This is a genomic window from Roseicella frigidaeris (genome assembly GCF_003258945.1).
Taxonomy (GTDB): domain Bacteria; phylum Pseudomonadota; class Alphaproteobacteria; order Acetobacterales; family Acetobacteraceae; genus Paracraurococcus; species Paracraurococcus frigidaeris.
The window spans coordinates 51,241-69,981 of sequence record NZ_QLIX01000017.1; the positions used below are offsets into that span (position 1 = coordinate 51,241).

Genomic DNA, 18,741 nt, shown 5'->3' on the forward strand with positions numbered 1-18,741 from the left:
AGACCGCGCCCAGCCCCATTGACGCGCCGGGCGCCGCCGCGATGATGGCCGCCGATTCAAGGGCGGGGCGCACACCATGGCGGGCAGGCTGCAGGGCAGGCGGTGCTTCGTGACGGCCGCGGGCCAGGGGATCGGCCGTGCCGCCACCCTGGCCTATGCCGCGGAGGGCGCGAGCGTACTCGCCACCGACCGCGATGCCGGCAAGCTGGCCGGGCTGGAGGCGGCCGGCATCGAGACCCAGGCGCTCGACGTGCTGGACGATGCCGCCGTCGCCGCGGCCATCGCCGGCGCCGGGCCGCTCGACATCCTGTTCAACTGCGCCGGCTTCGTGCACCAGAACACGGTCGAGAGCTGCACCGATGGCGACTGGGACTTCGCCTTCGCCCTCAATGTGCGGGCGATGTGGCAGACCATCCGCGCCGCCCTGCCGGGCATGCTCGAGAAAGGCGGCGGCGCCATCGTCAACATGGCCTCCGCCTGCTCCTCGGTGAAGGGCGCGCCGAACCGCTTCCTCTACGGCACCACCAAGGCCGCCGTGATCGGGCTGACCAAGTCGGTGGCGACCGACTACGTCACCCGCGGCATCCGCTGCAACGCGGTCTGCCCCGGCACGGTGGACACGCCGAGCCTCGGCGAGCGCATCGCCGCCAATGCCGCGGCGGCGGGCGGGCTGGAGCAGGCGCGCGGCGCCTTCGTCGCCCGCCAGGCCATGGGGCGGCTTGCCACCGCCGAGGAGATCGCGGCGCTCGTCCTCTACCTCTCCACCCCGGAGAGCACCTTCGTCACCGGCCAGGCCGTCGTCATCGACGGCGGCTGGACGCTGTAGCTTGCGCGCCGGCGTAAGGCCGCCACACCAACCCTTTGCGCCGGCGCGAGACATCGCAAGGAGACTGCAATGAAACTGCTGCGCTACGGGCCCGCCGGCCAGGAGAAGCCGGGGCTGCTCGACGCCTCGGGCACCATCCGCGACCTCTCGGGCATCGTCCCGGACCTCGCGGGCGAGGCGCTGTCGCCGGCCGGGCTGGCGAAGCTCGCGGCCCTCGACCCGGCCAGCCTGCCCGCCGTGCCCGGCACGCCGCGCCTCGGGCCGCCCATCAGCGGCATGAAGAACCTGGTCTGCATCGGGCTGAACTATGCCGACCATGCCGCCGAGACCGGCGCGCCGGTGCCGAAGGAGCCGATCGTCTTCCTGAAGTCGCTCGGCGCCCTCTGCGGCCCGAATGACGACGTCATCATCCCGAAGAACAGCGTGAAGACCGACTGGGAGGTCGAGCTCTGCATCGTCATCGGCAGCCGCGCCAAATGCGTCGCCGAGGAGCAGGCTCTGGAGCATGTCGCGGGCTATGCCGTCGGCAACGACGTCTCCGAGCGCGAATGGCAGATCGAGCGCGGCGGCTCCTGGGACAAGGGCAAGGGCTGCGACACCTTCGGCCCGGTCGGCCCCTGGCTGGTGACGAAGGACGAGGTGCCGGACCCGCAGAACCTCTCGATGTTCCTCGATATCGACGGCAAGCGGATGCAGAACGGCTCGACGCGGACGATGATCTTCGGGGTGAAGACCGTCGTCAGCTATGTCTCGCACATGATCACGCTGCATCCGGGCGACGTCATCTTCACCGGCACGCCGCCCGGCGTCGGCCTCGGCATGAAGCCGCCGGTCTTCCTGAAGGCGGGGCAGACCATGACGCTCGGCATCGAGGGGCTGGGCGAGCAGATGCAGAAGACGGTCGCCTACCAGGGCTGACCGCGGCGGAGCGGGTCGCCGCCCGTTGCCCTGCCGAGGCTTCGCCTCGGCAGGCTGCGACGCACCCCGGGCCAGAAGGGAACCACGGGGCCCCCGCGACGGCGCGCAGCGACGTCGTGGGGATCACGATTACATCGTCGCGCCGAGGACCCAGGGGGCGAATTCGGCGGCGCCGAAATCGAAGCTCTCGCTCTTGGTGCGCCGGCCGCCCGCGGTCTCCAGCATCAGCCGGAAGATGCGCTCGCCCACCTGCTGCACCGTCTCCTCGCCGGTGACGATGGTGCCGCAATTGACGTCCATGTCCTCCTCCATCCGCTCATACATCGGCGTGTTGGTCGCCAGCTTGATGGAGGGGGTAGGCTTGCAGCCGAAGACGCTGCCGCGGCCGGTGGTGAAGCAGAGCAGGTTGGCCCCGCCCGCCACCTGGCCGGTGGCGCCGACCGGGTCGTAGCCGGGCGTGTCCATGAAGACGAAGCCCTTCTTCGTCACCGGCTCGGCATAGCGCACGACATCGACGAGGTTGGTGCTGCCCGCCTTGGCCATGGCGCCGAGCGATTTCTCGAGGATGGTGGTCAGCCCGCCGAGCTTGTTGCCGGGCGAGGGGTTGGCATCCATCTCGGCGCCCTCGCGGCGCGTGTACTCCTCCCACCAGTGCATGACATCGACCAGCTTCTGCCCCACCTCGGGGGAGACGGCGCGACGGGTGAAGAGGTGCTCGGCGCCGTAGGTCTCGGGCGATTCGCTCAGGATCACCGTGCCGCCATGGCGCACGACGAGGTCGGAAGCGGCGCCGAGGGCGGGGTTGGCGGTGATGCCGGAATAGCCGTCCGAGCCGCCGCATTGCAGGGCGACGCAGAGCTCGCTCGCCGGCACCGTCTCGCGCCGCACGGCATTGGCCTCGCCCAGCACCTCGCGGACGAAGTCGATCCCCGCCTGCACGGTCTTGCGGGTGCCGCCCATCTCCTGGATCGCCATGTTGCGCAGCCGTCCGGCGAGCTTCTGCTCCTCCAGCAGCCCGCCGATCTGGTTCACCTCGCAGCCGAGGCCGATGGCGATGACATGGCTGAAATTGGCGTGCCGCGCGAAGCCGCCGAGGGTGCGGCGCAGCAGCGTCAGGGGCTCGCCCTGGGTCATGCCACAGCCGGTCTTGTGGGTGAGCGCCACCACCCCGTCCACATTCGGCCAGGCCGCCAGCGGGTCCTCGCCGGTGAGCGGGTTGCGGCGGAAGGCCAACGCGATGAGCTCGGCCGCATGCGCCGAGCAGTTCACGCTGGTGATGATGCCGATGTAGTTGCGCGTCGCCACCCGCCCATCGGCGCGGCGGATGCCCTGGAAGGTGGCGGGCACCGGCACCGGCTCGGTCGGCCGGGCATCCTGGCCGAAGGCGTAGTCGCGGGCGAAGTCACCCATGGCGAGGTTGTGGGTATGCACCCATTGGCCGGGCGCGATGGCCTCGGTGGCGAAGCCGATGATCTGGCCGTAGCGCCGCACCGGCTCGCCCTTGGCATGCGGCCGCACCGCGATCTTGTGGCCGGCCGGGATCCGCACCGCGGTTGCGACGCCGCCCCCGACCGGCGTGCCCGGGGGCAGGACCTGGCGGGCGATGACGACGCCATCCTCGGGGTTGAGTCGGATGACCGGCGGCTGGGTAACAGCGTCCATGGCGGGCTCTCCCTTGCGGGCGTCACTCTAGAGCAGATCCCGATCAGGTGGCCTCACCTGATCGGGTGAAGATGCTCTGAAAACAATAGTCTAGGGCACCTCCCCTGAACCGGTGTTCAGGGGAGGTGCCCTAGAGTGGATCGGGCAGGGCTGCGAACGGCCCCGAGCGCCGCCGCCCCTCTCGGATGCCCTTCCCCGGGACCGTCGCCACCCGTGGCCCTGGCACGGCTTTGCCGCGCCGGGAGCGAGTCCTGACCCGCGGCGGCGCGCAGCGACGCCGTGGCGAGGTCTCAGGCGCCTTCCGGCAGCTCGTTCTCCACCAGGCCGGGATCGGCGGCCAGCCGGCTCGACAGCAGCTCGCCGCGCCGCTCCAGCAGCGGATGCGCCACCAGGGCGAAATGCGCGCCGACGCGGCGGAGGTCCCGCACCGCATCCAGCAGCAGCCCGGCGGCGCTGCCCTCGCCCTCGGAGAGTCGCCGCGCCGCCTCCCGCTCCGCCTCGCGCAGCCCCTCCTTGCCGCGCACCAGGGCGCGGGCCGCCTCGGCATCCTCCAGCATGAAGACCGCAATCGCCAGGCGGAGCTGCTCCTGCAACGTTGCGTGCAGCGTCAGCACCTCCTGCAGCGCCTCGCCCTCCAGCGCGCCGTCGCGCCGCTGCCGCTTGGCGGCGTGGCGCAGCAGGTCGCGCTCGATCACGTCGGCGGCGTGCTCGAGCGCGATGGCGAAGGCCTGCACCTCCTGCAGCCGCCGCGATTCCTCCTCGCCCAGCGCCTCGCGCGGGATGCGGCCGAGATAGGCATGCACCGCGCGGTGCAGCCGGTCGATCACGTCGTCCAGCCGCGCCGCCGCCTTGGCCGCGTCGCGGTCGGTGTCGCGGAAGGCTTCCGACGAGCCGCGCAGCATCGCCTCCACCTGGTCGGCCATCCGCAGCACCTCGCGCGCCGCATTCGCCAGCGCCACCGAGGGGGTGCGGAGCGCCGCCTCGTCCAGGTAGCGTGGCGCCGCCGGATCGGCGGCGGTGCGGTCGGGCAGCAGGCGCCGCAGCAGCCGCGCCAGGGCCGGCAGCAGCGGCAGGGTCAGCAGGGCGGTCGCCAGGTTGAAGCCGAGATGCGCATTGGCCACCAGCCGCGCTGGCGCCGGATCGAGCAGCCGCAGCAGGGCGACGGCCTGCGGCAGCAAGGCGAGGCCGATCGCCACGCCGGCCAGCCGGTTCAGCAGGTTGCCCATCGGCACCCGCAGCCGCGCCGGGTCCTCGCGGTCGCCCCCGGCCTCCAGCAGCGGGTTCAGCGCGCTGCCGAGATTGGCGCCCAGCACCATGGCGACCGCCGCCTCGGGCGAGGCGACGCCGCTGCCGGCGAGCGAGGCGACGAAGAGCACGCCGGCGACGCTGGAATGCGCCGCCCAGGAGATCACCGCCGCCAGCAGCAGGTTGGGCAGCGGCTGGTCGGCCAGGGCGGTGAGCAGCATGCGCAGCGTCGGCGAGGCCTCGACCGGCGCCATGCTGGCCAGCATCAGGCGCAGCGAGAGCAGCATCAGCCCGAGGCCGATGGCGACCCGGCCGAGATCGCGCGTCCGGGTGCGCTGGCCGCGGCGGAAGGCGACCACGCCGACCAGCACCAGCGCCGGAAAGACCGCCGAGACGTCGAAGGAGAGAAGCTGGACGATGAGCGCGGTGCCGACATTGGCGCCCAGCATCGCCCCCAGCGCCGACGCCAGCGCCACCGCCCCGGCGGCGGCGAAGGAGCCGACCATCAGGGCCGTGGCGGTGCTGCTCTGCAACACGGCGGTGACGCCGAGGCCGGCGAGGAAGGCGCGCAGCGGGTTGCCGAGCGCCAGGCCGAGGGCGTGGCGCAGCCGGCTGCCGAAGGCGCGCTGCACGCCGCTCTGCACCATGTGCAGGCCCCAGAGCAGCAGCGCCGCCTCGCCCGCCAGTTCCACGAGCAGCCTGGCCTCGTGCATCGTCGCCCGTTACCTCCTACCGCAGGACTCTTCATCCTAGCGGTTGTGCGGCCGGCGTCGCCTCAAGGCTTCCGGCGCGGGGTCAGGCCGTCCCGGCCACGGTGGTCCGGAACATCAGCCGCTGGTAGCGGGTGTGGTCGAAGAGGCTGGCGGTGTGCAGCGTCGCCAGGTTGTCCCAGATCACCAGGTCGCCCACCCGCCAGCGATGCCGGTAGACATAGCGCTCCTGCGCCGCATGCCGCATCAGCGCCGCGATCAGCGCCTCGCCCTCGGCCTGCGACAGCCCCTCGACACGGCTGATGACCGCCGGGCAGAGAAGCAGGGAGCGGCGGCCGGTCACCGGATGCACCCGCACCAGCGGCTGCGAGACCGGCGGGAAGCGCCGCCGCGTCTCCTCCGAGAGCGGCGCCTTGCCCGGGGTGTGCCGGCGGTTCCATTCCGCGAGGGTGTTGAGGTCGTGCACCGCCCGCAGCCCCTCGATGCGCGCCTGCATGGCCGCCGGCAGCTCCTCATAGGCGGTGCTGGCATCGAGCAGCCAGGTCTCGCCGCCCTCGGGCGGCACGATGGCGGCGTAGAAGAGCGAGGCCCGGCTCGGCACGGCGCGGTAGCTGCTGTCGGCATGCCATTGCTCGACGCCGGTGGCGAAATTCGCCTTCAGCCCGCCCGGCTCCTCGACATTGCCGACGCAGAAGATCTCCGGGTGCTCGGGATGGGTATGGGCGGAGGCGGAATGCAGCTCCAGCGCGCCGAGGCGGCGGCTGAAGGCCACCTGCGCCGCCGGGTCCCGCGGCAGGTTGCGCAGCAGCAGCACGCCATGCGCGTGCAGCGCGTCGAGGACGGCATCGATCTCCGCCTGCGGCAGGTCGCCGGCGATGCGGACATCGGTGAGCTCGGCGCCGAAGGTGGCACCGAGGGGGCGCGCCGCGAGCGGGGCGGCGAGATCGAGAAGCGGGCCGGCGCTCATGGCGGGTCTCCGTGGGGTCTGAGCCGGCCGGGTGACTGCGTTCCTTGGGCGCTGCCGCGCCGCGGGGGAGGATGCCGCCAAGGGGCGCCGCGCGCCAGGGGGGGACGGCTGGTTGACGCGCCGGAGGGCAGGCCCGATGCACGCCCTCCGGCGCCATCGCCGCCCGCGGGCGCGCAAGGGGAGACTGACGAGGATGCATCGCCGCTCGCTGCTGGCCGCCGCCCTGGCGCCGGCCTTCGCCAGCCCTGTGCTCGCCAGCCCCGCGCTCGCCGGCCCGGCGCTGGCCCAGGGCGCCCGCGCGCGGGTGCTGCGCTTCATGCCGCAGGCGGCGCCGGCGGTGCTGGACCCGATCTTCAACCCCACCACCATCGCCACCACGCATGGCTACTGCGTCTTCGACACCCTCTATGGCTGCGATTCGCGCTTCCGGCCGCAGCGGCAGATGGCCGAGGGCGAGGCGGTCGAGGCGGATGGGCTGCGCTGGCGCATCCGCCTGCGCGAGGGGCTGCGCTTCCATGACGGCACGCCGGTGCGGGCGGCGGATTGCATCGCCTCGCTGCAGCGCTGGGCGGTGCGGGACGGCTTCGGCCAAGTGCTGGCCCGCGCCGTCGCCGCCTGGGAGGCGCCGGCGGACCGCGAGCTGGTGATCCGCCTGCACCGCCCCTTCCCCGCCCTGCTCGATGCCCTGGCCAAGCCCGCCGCCAGCCCCGCCTTCATCATGCCCGAGCGCCTGGCCCGGCTGCCGGCCGACCGGCCGATCGGCGCCGGCGAGATGATCGGCAGCGGCCCCTGGCGCTTCCTGGCCGGCGAGTTCGTCCAGGGCAGCCGCGCCGCCTATGCCCGGAACGACGACTACCAGCCCCGCGCGGAGCCGGCCGAGGCGGCCTCCGGCGGCAAGCGGGTGCATTTCGACCGGCTGGAGCTGGTCTGGATCCCCGATGGCGGCACCGCCGCCGCGGCGCTGCGCACCGGCGAGATCGACTGGATCGAGTATCCCCTGCCCGACCTGGTGCCGGTGCTGGAGCGCGACCGGGCGCTCCGCACCCAGATCTACGACCCGAACGGCTTCCTCGGCTTCCTGCGCTTCAACCAGCTGCACCCGCCCTTCGACGACGTGGCGGTGCGCCGCGCCATCCGCGACGCCCTGGCGCAGCCGGACTACATGGCCGCCGTCGCCCTGCCGGGCGACTGGCAGGAATGCCACGCCGTCTTCCCCTGCGGCCTGCCCGGCGTGACGGAATTCCCGGCGCCCCCGGCCGGCGAAGCGGCGCTGCAACGGGCCCGGGAGGCGCTGCGGGCGGCGGGGTATCGCGGCGAGCCGGTGGTGCTGATCAACCCGAGCGACTTCCCCGCCGTCACCCAGCAGGGCCGGGTCACCGCCGACCTCATGCGCCGGCTCGGCGTGGCGATCGAGCTGGTGGAGAGCGACTGGGCCACCATCATCGCCCGCCGCGCCAACCGGGCGCCGCCGACCCAGGGCGGCTGGAACCTGCACAACACGAACTTCCCGGCGGCCGCCATCGCCAACCCGGCGGTCAGCCCGATCATCCGCGGCCATGGCGAGCGCGCCTGGTTCGGCTGGCCGAGCGACCCGGCCAGCGAGGCGGCGGTGGAGGCCTGGATCGCCGCGCCCGACGCCGCCGGCCAGGCCGCGGCCATGGCGACGCTGCAACAGGCGGCCTGGGCCAGCGTGCCCTTCGCCCCGACCGGGCTGTTCCGCCTGCGCACCGCCTTCCGCGCCGACCTCACCGGCGTGCTGCAGGGACCGAACCCCTTCCTGTGGAACCTGCGGCGCGGCTGAGGCGCGGGCGCGGCCTCATGCCAGGCGCAGGACGTTCCGACCTGCCGCCCGCCCCTCGTATGGCGCGGCCCGGCCGCTGGAAGCGGCGCCGGCGCCGAGGGGTCTGAGCATGGGGGCCGTTGCTGCGTCGACACCAACGGCCGCGAGGATCAGGCGGCGCCGATCAGCTTGATCCGACGCCCATCCACGCCGAGCGCCAGCCGGCCGGATTTCAGCGCCAGCGCCGCCTCGCCGAAGACCTCGCGCCGCCAGCCATGCAGGGCCGGCAGGTCGGGCTGCGCCTCGGCCGCCAGCCGGTCGAGATCCTCGGAGCTGGCCAGCAGCTTCGGCGCCACATGGTGCTGCTCCGACTTGGCGGCGAGCAGCACCTTCAGCAGCGCCACCAGGGCCGGCGAGGGCGAGGGCCCGTGCCGGTCCTTCGGCGGCTCCGGCAGGGCGCTCTCCGGCAGGGAGCGCGCCTCCTTGATGGCGGCGAGCAGCCCGGCGCCGCTGCGGCCCTTGGCGAAGCCCTCCGAGATGCCGCGCGCCCGGGCCAGCTCGGCCGGGCTGTCCGGGGTGGTGGCGGCGAGCTCCAGCAGGGTCTCGTCCTTCACCAGGCGCTGGCGGGGGATGTTGATCCGCTGCGCCTCCCGCTCCCGCCAGGCGGCGATCGCCCGCAGCATGCCGAGGAAGCGGCGGTTGCTGGTGCGGGGCTTCAGCCGCTCCCAGGCATTCTCCGGCTCGGTGCGGTAGGTGGCGGGCTCGGCGAGCACCGCCATCTCCTCGGCCACCCAGTCGAGCCGCCCTTCCCGCTCCAGCCGCTCCTTCAGCGCCACGTAGATGCGGCGCAGATGCGTCACGTCGGCCGCGGCATAGGCGATCTGCGAGTCCGAGAGCGGCCGGGCCGACCAGTCGGAGAAGCGGTGCGCCTTGTCGATCTGCGCCCCGGCCAGGGCCCGCGCCAGGCCGTCATAGCTCACCTGGTCGCCGAAGCCGGCCACCATGGCGGCGACCTGGGTGTCGAAGAGCGGGGTCGGCACGGCGCCGAATTTCAGCAGGAAGATCTCCACATCCTGCCGCGCCGCATGGAAGACCTTGACGATGCCGGGATCGGCGAGGAGGGCGCCGAGCGGGGCGAGGTCGATCCCCTCGGCCAGCGCATCCACCACCGCGACCTCGCTGGCCCCGCCGAGCTGGACCACGCAGAGCTCGGGCCAATAGGTCCGCTCCCGCATGAACTCGGTATCGACCGTCACGAACTCCTCGCCGCGAAGCCGCTCGCACAGGGCGGCAAGGTCGGCGCTGGTGGAGATCAGGGCTGGAATTTCGGCGGGTGGACGACGGCTCATGGCATGGCTTCTACCGCCGGGGGAAGCCGCGGGAAAGCCATGCGGCTTGACAGGAGCCCCCCGGCCCCCTCTTACCCGCGGCATCCAGCAAGGCCAGGTCGACCGCCCCATGCACGCCTACCGCACCCATGACTGCGGCGCGCTCCGCGCCACCGATGCCGGCCGCACGGCGCGCCTCTCGGGCTGGGTGCACCGGAAGCGGGACCATGGCGGGCTGCTGTTCATCGACCTGCGCGATCATTACGGCATCACGCAATGCGTCGTCGCGCAGGGCTCGCCGGTCTTCGCCGCCGCCGACCGGCTGCGGCCGGAGAGCGTCGTCACCCTGACCGGCGAGGTGGTGCCGCGCGAGCCCGGCACCGTGAACCCGCGGCTGCCGACCGGCGAGATCGAGCTGCGGGTGCGCGAGCTCGCGGTGCAGTCCGAGGCCGGGGTGCTGCCGATCCAGGTGGCGGGCGAGGCGGAATTCCCCGAGGACCTGCGGCTCCGCTACCGCTTCCTCGACCTGCGGCGGGAGAAGCAGCACCGCAACATCCTGCTGCGCAGCCAGGTCATCACCTCGATCCGCCGCCGGATGATCGAGCAGGGCTTCACCGAGTTCCAGACGCCGATCCTGACCGCCAGCAGCCCGGAAGGCGCGCGCGACTACCTGGTGCCCTCCCGCCTGCATCCCGGCACCTTCTATGCCCTGCCGCAGGCGCCGCAGCAGTTCAAGCAGCTCGCCATGGTGGCGGGCTTCGACCGCTACTTCCAGATCGCCCCCTGCTTCCGCGACGAGGCCAGCCGCGCCGACCGCTCGCCCGGCGAGTTCTACCAGCTCGATTTCGAGATGAGCTTCGTCACGCAGGAGGACGTCTTCGCCGCCATCGAGCCGGTGCTGGCCGGCGTCTTCGAGGAATTTTCCGGGTTCACCGGCACCGCGCGGAAGGTCACGCCGGCGCCCTTCCCGCGCATTCCCTTCGATACCGCGATGCTGGAATTCGGCTCCGACAAGCCGGATCTGCGCAACCCGCTGCGCATCCGCGACGTGACCGAGCAGTTCCGCGGCGGCGCCTTCGGCCTGTTCGCGCGCACCATCGAGAAGGGCGCGGTGGTGCGCGCCATCCCGGCGCCCGGCGCCGGCGGCAACCCGCGCAGCTTCTTCGACAAGCTGAACGACTGGGCGCGCGAGAGCGGCGCCGGCGGGCTCGGCTACATCACCTTCGCCCATGGCGAGGCGCAGGGCCCGATCGCCCGCAACCTCGAGCGCGAGCGGGCGATCGCGATCCGCGACGCGCTCGGCCTCAAGGATGGCGACGCGGTCTTCTTCGCCTGCGACAAGGAGGCGGCGGCGGCCAAATTCGCCGGCCAGGTCCGCACCCGGCTCGGCAACGAGCTCGGCCTGATCGAGAAGGACGCCTACCGCTTCTGCTGGGTCACCGACTTCCCGATGTACGAGCTGAACGAGGAGACCGGGCAGATCGACTTCAGCCACAACCCCTTCTCCATGCCGCAGGGGGAGCTGGAGGCGCTGAACAGCCAGGACCCGCTGACCATCAAGGCCTATCAGTACGACATCGTCTGCAACGGCATCGAGCTCTCCTCGGGCGCCATCCGCAACCACCGGCCGGACATCATGATCCGCGCCTTCGAGATCGCGGGCTACTCGGCCGAGGTGGTGGAGCAGCGCTTCGGCGGCATGCTGAACGCCTTCCGCTACGGCGCGCCGCCGCATGGCGGCTCGGCGCCGGGCATCGACCGCATCGTCATGCTGCTGGCCGACGAGCCGAACATCCGCGAGGTCATCCTCTTCCCGATGAACCAGCAGGCCGAGGACCTGATGATGGGCGCCCCGGCGCCGGTCGAGCCGGCCCGGCTGAAGGAGCTGCACATCCGCCTCGACCTGCCGCCGGCCAAGGGCGCCGGCGAAAAGGGCAGCGGCGAGAAGGGCGGTGGCGAAAAGGCCACGGAGAAGGGTGCGGCGCCGGCCAAGGCGCCCTAGATGCCCTGAATGCACCGAAGGACCCGCCCGATGCCGTTGCGTCGCCCCCTGATCGCTGCCCTGGTCGCGCTCGGCGCGGCGGTCGCGCTGCCCGGACGGGCGGCGGAGCCGGGCGTGGAGGCCATGGCCGGCCACCGCGCCGCCTATCGCCTCACCCTCGACAAGGTGCGCGACAACTCCGACATCGCCCGGGCCGAGGGCGTGATGCTCTACGAGGTGGTGGATTCCTGCGACGGCTGGGCGACGCGCCAGCGCTTCCAGCTCCGCCTGACGGACCGCGACGGGCAGGATGTGGAGACCGCCTCGGACTATTCGACCTTCGAGACGAAGGACGGGAAGCGCATCCGCTTCAGCCTCACCCAGACCAGCCAGGGCGCCGTCTCGCAGCGCGTGGCGGGCGAGGCCGAGGTAACGCCCGATGGCGGCCTGGTGAAGTACACCGAGCCGGAGGCGAAGGAGGAGCCGCTGCCCAAGGGCACGCTGCTGCCGATGCTGCACACCATCCGCAGCCTCGCCGCGGCGCGGGCCGGGACGCGGCTGATGGTGGTGCCGCTCTTCGACGGCACCAGCGCCGATGGCGCCCAGGACACGACGACGGTGATCTCCGCCTGGACGCCGCCGCAGCCGAATGGCCGCTTTCCCGGCCTGGCCAAGCTCGGCAGCGCCCGGATGCGCGTCGCCTTCTTCGACCGCAAGGATGACGGCTCGGGCGGCGGGGCCAGCGCGCCGGATTACGAGGTGGGGCTGCGCTACTTCGAGAACGGCGTGGCCGACGAGATGTCCATGGATTTCGGCGAGTTCAGCGTGAACGGCGCGCTGCAGGAGCTGTCGATCCTGCCCAATCCCTGCTGAGCGCCGCCCCCCTGAGCGCTGCCCTGGACGCCCTCCTGCCGGGTCCCGGCGCGGTTTGACGCGCCGCCGCATTGCTGGTTACCTGACCGTCAGGAACGCCGACGCCATGCGGGGACAAAGCCAGACCCGTGCAGGAGACCCGCCATGGCCGCGGCAGCCGCGAACGCGCCCACCATTCCCGTCCTCGATCTCGGCCCCTACCTGGCCGGGGCGCCGGGCGCCGCCGAGGCCACCGCCGCGCAGCTTCGCCATATCTGCGAGACCATCGGCTTCCTCTTCATCGTGAATCACGGCGTGCCGGCCGGGCTGGTCGCCGAGACCTTCGAGGCCGCCGCGCGCTTCCACGCCCTGCCGCTGGAGCGGAAGCTGGCGGTGAAGGTGAACCCGGTGTTGCAAGGCTACATGCCGCTGCGCGGCAGCACCACCCGCACCTCCAATCTCAGCACCGGCAACAAGCCGAACGAGAACGAGGCCTTCTTCATCAAGCGGCGCGGCGAGGATGCCGGCGCGGCTGACCGCTGGCCGGAGGACCTGCCGGGCTTCCGCGCCACGGCGCTGCGCTACTACGACGCCATGGACGCGCTGGCGCAGCGCCTGCTGCCGCTCTACGCCGCCGCGCTCGACCTGCCCGCCGACTATTTCGCGCCGCTCTGCGACGACCCGCTCACCGGCCTCCGGCTGACCCACTACCCGCCCGCCGCCTATGGCGCGAACGAGTACGGCATCGCCCCGCATTCCGATTCCAGCTTCATCACCCTGCTGGCGCAGAACAAGGTGCCGGGTCTGCAGGTGCGCACGCCGGAGGGCGCCTGGATCGACGCGCCGGTGGTGCCGGACAGCTTCGTCGTCAACACCGGCGACATCCTGCATCGCTGGAGCAATGGCCGCTTCATCTCCACGCCCCACCGCGCCTTCAACACCTCCGGCGGCCCGCGCTACGCCATTCCCTACTTCTTCCACCCCAACCCCGACACGCTGATCGACTGCCTGCCGAGCTGCGCCGTCTTCGGCGAGGCCCCGCGCTACGAGGCGATGACGGTGGAGCAGTACATGGCCTGGTTCCGCGGCCAGAATTACGACCATGTCCGCAAGGCGAATGCGGCCTGAGGCGGCGGGACCGCCGATGCGCCGCCTGCGCCCGCTCCTCCTCGCCGCCGCCGCCGCCCTCGCCCCGCTCGCCCTCCGGGCCGAGGAGAAGCCGCTCCGCGTCTCGCTGAACACCGAGTTGCAGGTGCTGGACCCGATCGTCACCAGCATCAACGCGACCCGCGTCTTCGCCTACATGGTCTATGACACGCTGGTCGGCATCGACAGCGCCGGCCGCTACCACCCGCAGATGCTGGAAGGCTGGGAGGTGAGCGAGGACCGCCTCACCTGGCGCTTCCGCCTGCGCGAGGGGCTGGAATTCTCCGACGGCACGCCGGTGACGGCGGAGGATTGCGTCGCCTCCATCCGGCGCTGGGCGAAGCGCGAGGCGCTGGGGCGGCTGATGCTCGACGCCGCCGAGGGCTTCGAGGTGGTGGATGCGCGGAGCTTCGTGCTGAAGCTGAACCGCCCCTTCGCCTTCGTCGCCGAGGCGCTGGGCAAGCCGGGCCATACCATCCCCGTCATCATGCCGGCGCGGCTGGCCAACCTGCCGGCCGACAAGGCGGTGCCGGAGGTGGTCGGCTCCGGCCCGCTGCTGTTCCGCCAGGCGAGCTGGCGCCCGGGCGACCGGGCGGTGTTCGAGCGCAACCCGCGCTACCGGCCGCGGGCCGAGCCGGCGGATGGGCTGGCCGGCGGCAAGGCGATGAAGCTCGACCGCATCGAGCTGATCAGCATGCCCGACCAGGCGACGCGGGTGGCGGCGCTGCAGGCCGGCGAGCTGGACATGCTGGAGATCGTGCCCTTCCACTTCATCCCGCTGCTCCAGCGCAACCGCGGCATCACCATCGCCAGCCAGCGCGGGGTGGAGCAGATGGTCTCCATCCTCAACATCAACCACCTGCAGCCGCCCTTCAACGACATCCGGATGCGTCGCGCCCTGCAGGCGGCGATCGAGCAGCCCGATGTCATGGCCGCGCTCGGCCTGCCCGCCGGCATGTCGATGGAGTGCCGCTCGATCTACATGTGCGACGCGCCGCTCAGCAGCGACGCCGGCACCGAGCTGTACAAGGGCAGCGGCATCGAGCGCGCCCGGGCGCTGCTGAAGGAGGGCGGCTACAAGGGCGAGCCGGTGGTCTTCCTGCATGCGGAAAGCTCGGCGCTGCTCAACCCGATCGGCCTCGTCATGGCCGACCAGCTCAAGCGCGCCGGCTTCAACGTCGATCTCCGCACCTCGGACTACGCCACGGTGGCGCAGAAGCGGCTGAGCCGGGCACCGACCGAGGCCGGCGGCTGGAGCGTGGTGCCCATCGTCTGGAACGGCATCGACCTCATCAACCCGCTGGCCAATCCGGGCGTGTCCTACAATTGCTCGGACTTCAATCCCGGCTGGTATTGCGACGGGGAGTCGAAGGCGCTGCTGGCGCAGGTGGCCGAGACCGCCGATCCGGCGGCGCAGAAGGCGATCGCGGCGAAGCTCCAGGCCGCCTTCCACCGCAATGTCAATTACGTGCTGGGCGGCCAGTTCTCCGCCCCGGCCGCCTATCGGTCGGAGCTTTCGGGCGTGGTGCCCTTCGCCTTCCCGATCTTCTGGAACATCGCGCGGAAATAGGGCCGGCCATCGATGCGGGCCGGTCTCAGCCCGGCTCGACCTCGACCACCGCCTCGAGGCCGAGCGCCGCGCCCAGCGCCTCCACCCGGCGCAGAACGCTGTCGCCGGCGAAGACGCCGCTGCCCTCGTCGAGCCGCAGCACCAGCCGCCCGCCCTCCCGCCGCAGCGCGGTGCCGGCGAGCAGCGCCGGCGTGCCGCCGCAGAGCGTGTAGGCGAGGCGCAACGCCGCCGCGAGCGCCTCGGCCCGGCGGATCGCCGGCATGTCCAGCAGCACCTGCGTCGGCGCCATGAAGGGCGCGTTCGGCGGCGCCTCGTAGCGCAGCGCCGCCACCAGGGCGAGGAAGGCGCGGGCATGGTGGTCGAGCCCGACGCCGTTCTGCCGCAGCACGCGCAGGAAGGCCTGCTCGGCCCGGTATTCCGGATGGTCGTGGCTGCCGATGTCGGAGAGCCAGCAGGCCGCCTCCCGCAGCATGCGCGCGGCGCTGTCCTGCTCGGCGAAGACCGGGTCGATCCAGGCGAGCAGCGCCGGCGGCAGGCCGGGCTCGCGCCCCCAGCGCAGCGCCAGCTCCCGCGCCGCGGCCAGCAGCGGGTCCTCCGCGCGCGTCGCCGGGTCGAGCAGCCGTGCGTACCAGCCCTCGCGCAGGCCGTTGGCCGAGAAGACCACGCGCCCGGCGCCGGTCGCCCGCAGCAAGCGGCGCAGCGCGACGGCCGCGAAGGGCAGGTCGCCCAGCCGCTTCTGCGGCGCGCCCGGCATGCGCTCGAGCGTCCGGCGGGAGGCCGCCATGACCACGCCGGCGAGGTCGCGCGCCTCCTCCCGCCGCAGCACGTAGTGGTGGACGATGGCCAGCGGATAGCCGGTCTGGGCGATATGCATCCGCGCCAGGGCCCGCCAGGCGCCGCCGACGAGGTAGAGGTCCCGCCCCGCCCCCTCGGCGAGCCAGGGCACCTCGGCCAGCCCCTGCTCGGTCACCGCCCGGGCCCGCACCACATCGCCCCCGGAGCGTTCGGCCAGGCGGATCACGCCGAGCGGCAGGGAGGCGGCACGGATCGCGCGGCCCTCGTCCAGCCGCACCACCTCGAGGCTGCCGCCGCCGATATCGCCGAGGATGCCATCCGCGCCGGGAAAGCCGAGCAGCACGCCATCGGCCGAGAGGCCGGCCTCCTGCTCGCCGGGCAGGATGCGGATCGGCACGCCGGGCAGCCGCTCCTGCAGCGCCGTGACGAAATCGGGGCCGTTGCTCGCATCGCGCACCGCGGCGGTGGCCAGCACCTCCAGTGGATCGGCGTTCATGGCGCGCGCGACGGCGTGGTAGCGCGCGAGCACGGTCAGCGCCTGGGTGATCGCCTCCTCGTTCAGCCTGCCGCTCGCCTGCAGCCCGCGGCCGAGGCCGAGCACGGCCTTCTCGTTGAAGATGGCGAGCGGGTTGCGCCCGGTCCCCTCGAAGATGACGAGGCGCACGGAGTTGGAGCCGAGATCGACGACGCCGCTGCGGCTGGGGCTGCCGGCGGCGGGCATGCCGCCCGGGCGGGAGGGGGCCATGGTGTCCAAGCGGATCAGTCCTGTGCCACGCGGTCCTGCCGGGCGCGGCGGCTGCCCTGCGTCGTGGTCCGCCGCAGGGCGCTGCCCCTGCCCGACAGCGAGGGGTTGGTCATGAAATACTCATGCGCCGAGACCGGGTTCGCGCCGGGATCGACGCGCCTCCACTCGCCGCCCGGCTGCAGCTGCCAGCTCTGCGCCGTGTCCTTCAGATTGACCACCATGATCTGGTCGAGAACCTGCGCATGGACGGTCGGGTTCTCGACCGGCACCAGCGTTTCCACGCGCCAGTCCATGTTGCGGGCCATCCAGTCGGCCGAGGAGATATAGACCCGGGCGCGGCGCGAGGGGAGACGGTGGCCGTTGCCGAAGGCGATGATGCGCGAATGTTCCAGGAAGCGGCCGACGATCGACTTCACCCGGATGTGCTCGGAGAGCCCCGGCACGCCCGGCCGCAGGCAGCAGATGCCGCGCACCACGCACTCCACCTTCACCCCGGCCTGGCTCGCCCGGTAGAGCGCGTCGATCAACTGCATGTCGACCAGGCTGTTCATCTTCAGCCAGATCCCCGCCGGCTTGCCCTCGCGCGCGAAGCGGATCTCCTGCTCGATCAGGCCGAGCAGGGTCGGGCGCGTGGTCAGCGGCGAGAAGGCGAGCGCCTCCATCGTCTCCGGCCGGGCATAGCCGGTCATGTAGTTGAACAGCTTCTGCGCATCCCGCGTCAGCGCCGGATCGGCGGTGAAGAAGGAGAGGTCGGTGTAGATGCGCGCGGTGACCGGGTGGTAATTGCCGGTGCCGAAATGCGCGTAGGAGCGCATCGCCACGCCCTCGCGCCGCACCACCAGGCTGACCTTGGCGTGCGTCTTCAGCTCGACGAAGCCGAAGACCACCTGCACCCCGGCCGCCTCCAGCTCGCGCGAGAGGGCGATGTTGCGCTCCTCGTCGAAGCGCGCCTTCAGCTCGACCATGGCGGTCACGCTCTTGCCGGATTCCGAGGCCTCGATCAGCGCCCGGGCGATCGGGCTGTCGCGGCTGGTGCGGTAGAGCGTCTGCTTGATGGCGACCACGTTCGGGTCGCGCGCCGCCTGACGCAGGAATTGCACCACCACGTCGAAGCTCTCATAGGGGTGGTGGACGATGATGTCCTTGGCGCGGATGGCGGCGAAGCAATCGCCGCCGAAATCGAGGATCCGCTCCGGGAAGCGCGGCGTGTAGGGGGTGAAGAGCAGGTCGGGGCGGTCGTCGACGATGAGCTGCTTCAGGTCGGCGATGCCGAGCAGCCCATCGACCACCACGACGCTGCCGGGCGAGGCGTCGAGCTCCTCGACCACGAACTCGACCATGTCGGCCGGGGTCGCGGCGGTGACGGTCAGATGGATCGGCCGGCCGCGGCGGCGCCGCTTCAGCGCCGTCTCGTAGGACCGCACGAGGTCCTCCGCCTCCTCCTCGAACTCCACATCGGTGTCGCGGATCAGCCGGAACAGCCCGTGCTCGGCAGGGATGAAGCCGGGGAAGAGCCGGCTGAGGGAGAGGGTGATCGCGTCCTCGAGCAGCAGGAAGCGGATCGCCTTCTCGCCCTCGGCCGTGGGCAGGCGGATGAAGCGGTCGATCTGCGGCGGCAGCGGCAGCAGCGCCCGCATGGTGCCGCCATCCTCCTCCCGCACCAGCTTCAGCACCATGCAGAGCGCGAGGTTGGTGATGAAGGGGAAGGGATGCGCCGGATCGACCGCGAGCGGCGTGAGGACCGGGAAGACCCGCTCCATGAACCAGTTGGAGAGCCAGTCCCGGTCGGCCTCGCTCAACGCCTCCGGCGTCGCCAGCACCAGCCCGGCCGCCGCCAGCAGGCCGCGCAGCTCGCGCCATTCCTGCTGCTGGCCGTCGATCAGTTCCTTCGCCCGCGCCAGGGTCTCGGCGAGCTGCTGCGAGGGCGTGCGGCCATCCGGCGAGAGGGTGGCGATGCCGGCCCGCTCCTGCCCGATCAGCCCGGCGACGCGGACCGAGTAGAACTCGTCGAGGTTGGAGGCCGAGATCGCCACGAAGCGCAGCCGCTCGAGCAGCGGGTGGTGCGGGTTCGCCGCCTCCTCCAGCACCCGGGTGTTGAAGTCGAGCCAGGACAGCTCCCGGTTGATGAAGCGCGCCGGCTGCTCGAGGGTGATGGCGGGCTCGGCCTCGGCCGGCGGCAGCACTTCGGCGAGCGACATCGGGCAGAGCCTCCGACA

13 protein-coding genes are annotated in these 18,741 nt (G+C 72.2%); 7 read left to right on the forward strand and 6 right to left on the reverse strand.

The features are described from left to right. Nucleotides 1-76: 76 nt before the first annotated feature. Together DOO78_RS18860 and DOO78_RS18865 are read left to right on the forward strand one after the other, a co-directional pair. Nucleotides 77-826, forward strand: coding sequence for an SDR family oxidoreductase (locus tag DOO78_RS18860; RefSeq protein ID WP_111471419.1), 750 nt, complete (start codon nt 77-79; stop codon nt 824-826). 69 nt (nt 827-895) lie between these two features. After that, entirely contained in the window at nt 896-1,744 is an 849-nt protein-coding gene (locus DOO78_RS18865; protein ID WP_111471420.1) for a fumarylacetoacetate hydrolase family protein, read from the forward strand. 129 nt (nt 1,745-1,873) lie between these two features. Here DOO78_RS18865 and DOO78_RS18870 read toward each other — a convergent pair whose 3' ends face one another. The 3 genes from DOO78_RS18870 to DOO78_RS18880 form a co-directional block, all read right to left on the reverse strand. Then, on the reverse strand, nt 1,874-3,406 hold the full coding sequence (locus DOO78_RS18870) for a UxaA family hydrolase (protein WP_111471421.1): 1,533 nt from the start codon (nt 3,404-3,406) through the stop codon (nt 1,874-1,876). A gap of 290 nt (nt 3,407-3,696) precedes the next feature. Further along, entirely contained in the window at nt 3,697-5,364 is a 1,668-nt protein-coding gene (locus tag DOO78_RS18875; protein ID WP_111471422.1) for a Na/Pi cotransporter family protein, read from the reverse strand. A gap of 82 nt (nt 5,365-5,446) precedes the next feature. Then, complete coding sequence (locus DOO78_RS18880; protein WP_111471423.1) at nt 5,447-6,328, reverse strand: TauD/TfdA dioxygenase family protein; 882 nt, start codon at nt 6,326-6,328, stop codon at nt 5,447-5,449. Nucleotides 6,329-6,521: 193 nt separating this feature from the next. On the opposite strand from DOO78_RS18880, the gene DOO78_RS18885 reads away from it, so the two are divergent. Beyond that, entirely contained in the window at nt 6,522-8,129 is a 1,608-nt protein-coding gene (locus tag DOO78_RS18885) for an ABC transporter substrate-binding protein (RefSeq protein ID WP_111471424.1), read from the forward strand. A 149-nt stretch (nt 8,130-8,278) separates the two neighbouring features. On the opposite strand, the gene rnd is transcribed toward DOO78_RS18885, so the two are convergent. Then, nucleotides 8,279-9,457 (reverse strand): ribonuclease D, encoded by a 1,179-nt coding sequence (gene rnd, locus DOO78_RS18890; protein WP_111471425.1) that lies wholly within the window; start codon nt 9,455-9,457, stop codon nt 8,279-8,281. Nucleotides 9,458-9,566: 109 nt separating this feature from the next. Between rnd and aspS the strand changes: the two genes are divergently transcribed. From aspS to DOO78_RS18910, 4 genes are all read left to right on the forward strand, one after another. Next, nucleotides 9,567-11,438 carry an aspartate--tRNA ligase gene (gene aspS / locus DOO78_RS18895; RefSeq protein WP_111471426.1) on the forward strand — a complete coding sequence of 624 codons (1,872 nt, stop codon included), beginning with the start codon at nt 9,567-9,569 and terminating at the stop codon, nt 11,436-11,438. 30 nt (nt 11,439-11,468) lie between these two features. After that, on the forward strand, nt 11,469-12,290 hold the full coding sequence (locus DOO78_RS18900; protein ID WP_243634606.1) for a cell envelope integrity EipB family protein: 822 nt from the start codon (nt 11,469-11,471) through the stop codon (nt 12,288-12,290). Nucleotides 12,291-12,434: 144 nt separating this feature from the next. Further along, nucleotides 12,435-13,397, forward strand: a complete 963-nt coding sequence (locus DOO78_RS18905; RefSeq protein ID WP_111471427.1) for an isopenicillin N synthase family dioxygenase — start codon at nt 12,435-12,437, stop codon at nt 13,395-13,397. A gap of 16 nt (nt 13,398-13,413) precedes the next feature. Further along, nucleotides 13,414-14,985: an ABC transporter substrate-binding protein gene (locus tag DOO78_RS18910; RefSeq protein ID WP_243634607.1), complete on the forward strand. Its 1,572-nt coding sequence runs from the start codon at nt 13,414-13,416 to the stop codon at nt 14,983-14,985. 25 nt (nt 14,986-15,010) lie between these two features. Here DOO78_RS18910 and DOO78_RS18915 read toward each other — a convergent pair whose 3' ends face one another. Both DOO78_RS18915 and DOO78_RS18920 read right to left on the reverse strand, forming a co-directional pair. Beyond that, nucleotides 15,011-16,525, reverse strand: a complete 1,515-nt coding sequence (locus DOO78_RS18915) for a Ppx/GppA family phosphatase (protein WP_243634610.1) — start codon at nt 16,523-16,525, stop codon at nt 15,011-15,013. Between the two features lie 14 nt (nt 16,526-16,539). Beyond that, nucleotides 16,540-18,723, reverse strand: a complete 2,184-nt coding sequence (locus DOO78_RS18920) for an RNA degradosome polyphosphate kinase (protein ID WP_111471429.1) — start codon at nt 18,721-18,723, stop codon at nt 16,540-16,542. Nucleotides 18,724-18,741 lie beyond the last annotated feature (18 nt).

Coding starts and splice junctions, on each gene's coding strand:
- DOO78_RS18920 (WP_111471429.1), bottom strand. CDS start 18,723: ATGTCGCTCGCCGAAGTGCTGCCGCCGGCCGAGGCCGAGCCCGCCATC.
- DOO78_RS18885 (WP_111471424.1), top strand. CDS start 6,522: ATGCATCGCCGCTCGCTGCTGGCCGCCGCCCTGGCGCCGGCCTTCGCC.
- DOO78_RS18860 (WP_111471419.1), top strand. CDS start 77: ATGGCGGGCAGGCTGCAGGGCAGGCGGTGCTTCGTGACGGCCGCGGGC.
- rnd (WP_111471425.1), bottom strand. CDS start 9,457: ATGAGCCGTCGTCCACCCGCCGAAATTCCAGCCCTGATCTCCACCAGC.
- DOO78_RS18910 (WP_243634607.1), top strand. CDS start 13,414: ATGCGCCGCCTGCGCCCGCTCCTCCTCGCCGCCGCCGCCGCCCTCGCC.
- DOO78_RS18880 (WP_111471423.1), bottom strand. CDS start 6,328: ATGAGCGCCGGCCCGCTTCTCGATCTCGCCGCCCCGCTCGCGGCGCGC.
- DOO78_RS18865 (WP_111471420.1), top strand. CDS start 896: ATGAAACTGCTGCGCTACGGGCCCGCCGGCCAGGAGAAGCCGGGGCTG.
- DOO78_RS18915 (WP_243634610.1), bottom strand. CDS start 16,525: ATGGCCCCCTCCCGCCCGGGCGGCATGCCCGCCGCCGGCAGCCCCAGC.
- DOO78_RS18875 (WP_111471422.1), bottom strand. CDS start 5,364: ATGCACGAGGCCAGGCTGCTCGTGGAACTGGCGGGCGAGGCGGCGCTG.
- aspS (WP_111471426.1), top strand. CDS start 9,567: ATGCACGCCTACCGCACCCATGACTGCGGCGCGCTCCGCGCCACCGAT.
- DOO78_RS18870 (WP_111471421.1), bottom strand. CDS start 3,406: ATGGACGCTGTTACCCAGCCGCCGGTCATCCGACTCAACCCCGAGGAT.
- DOO78_RS18905 (WP_111471427.1), top strand. CDS start 12,435: ATGGCCGCGGCAGCCGCGAACGCGCCCACCATTCCCGTCCTCGATCTC.
- DOO78_RS18900 (WP_243634606.1), top strand. CDS start 11,469: ATGCCGTTGCGTCGCCCCCTGATCGCTGCCCTGGTCGCGCTCGGCGCG.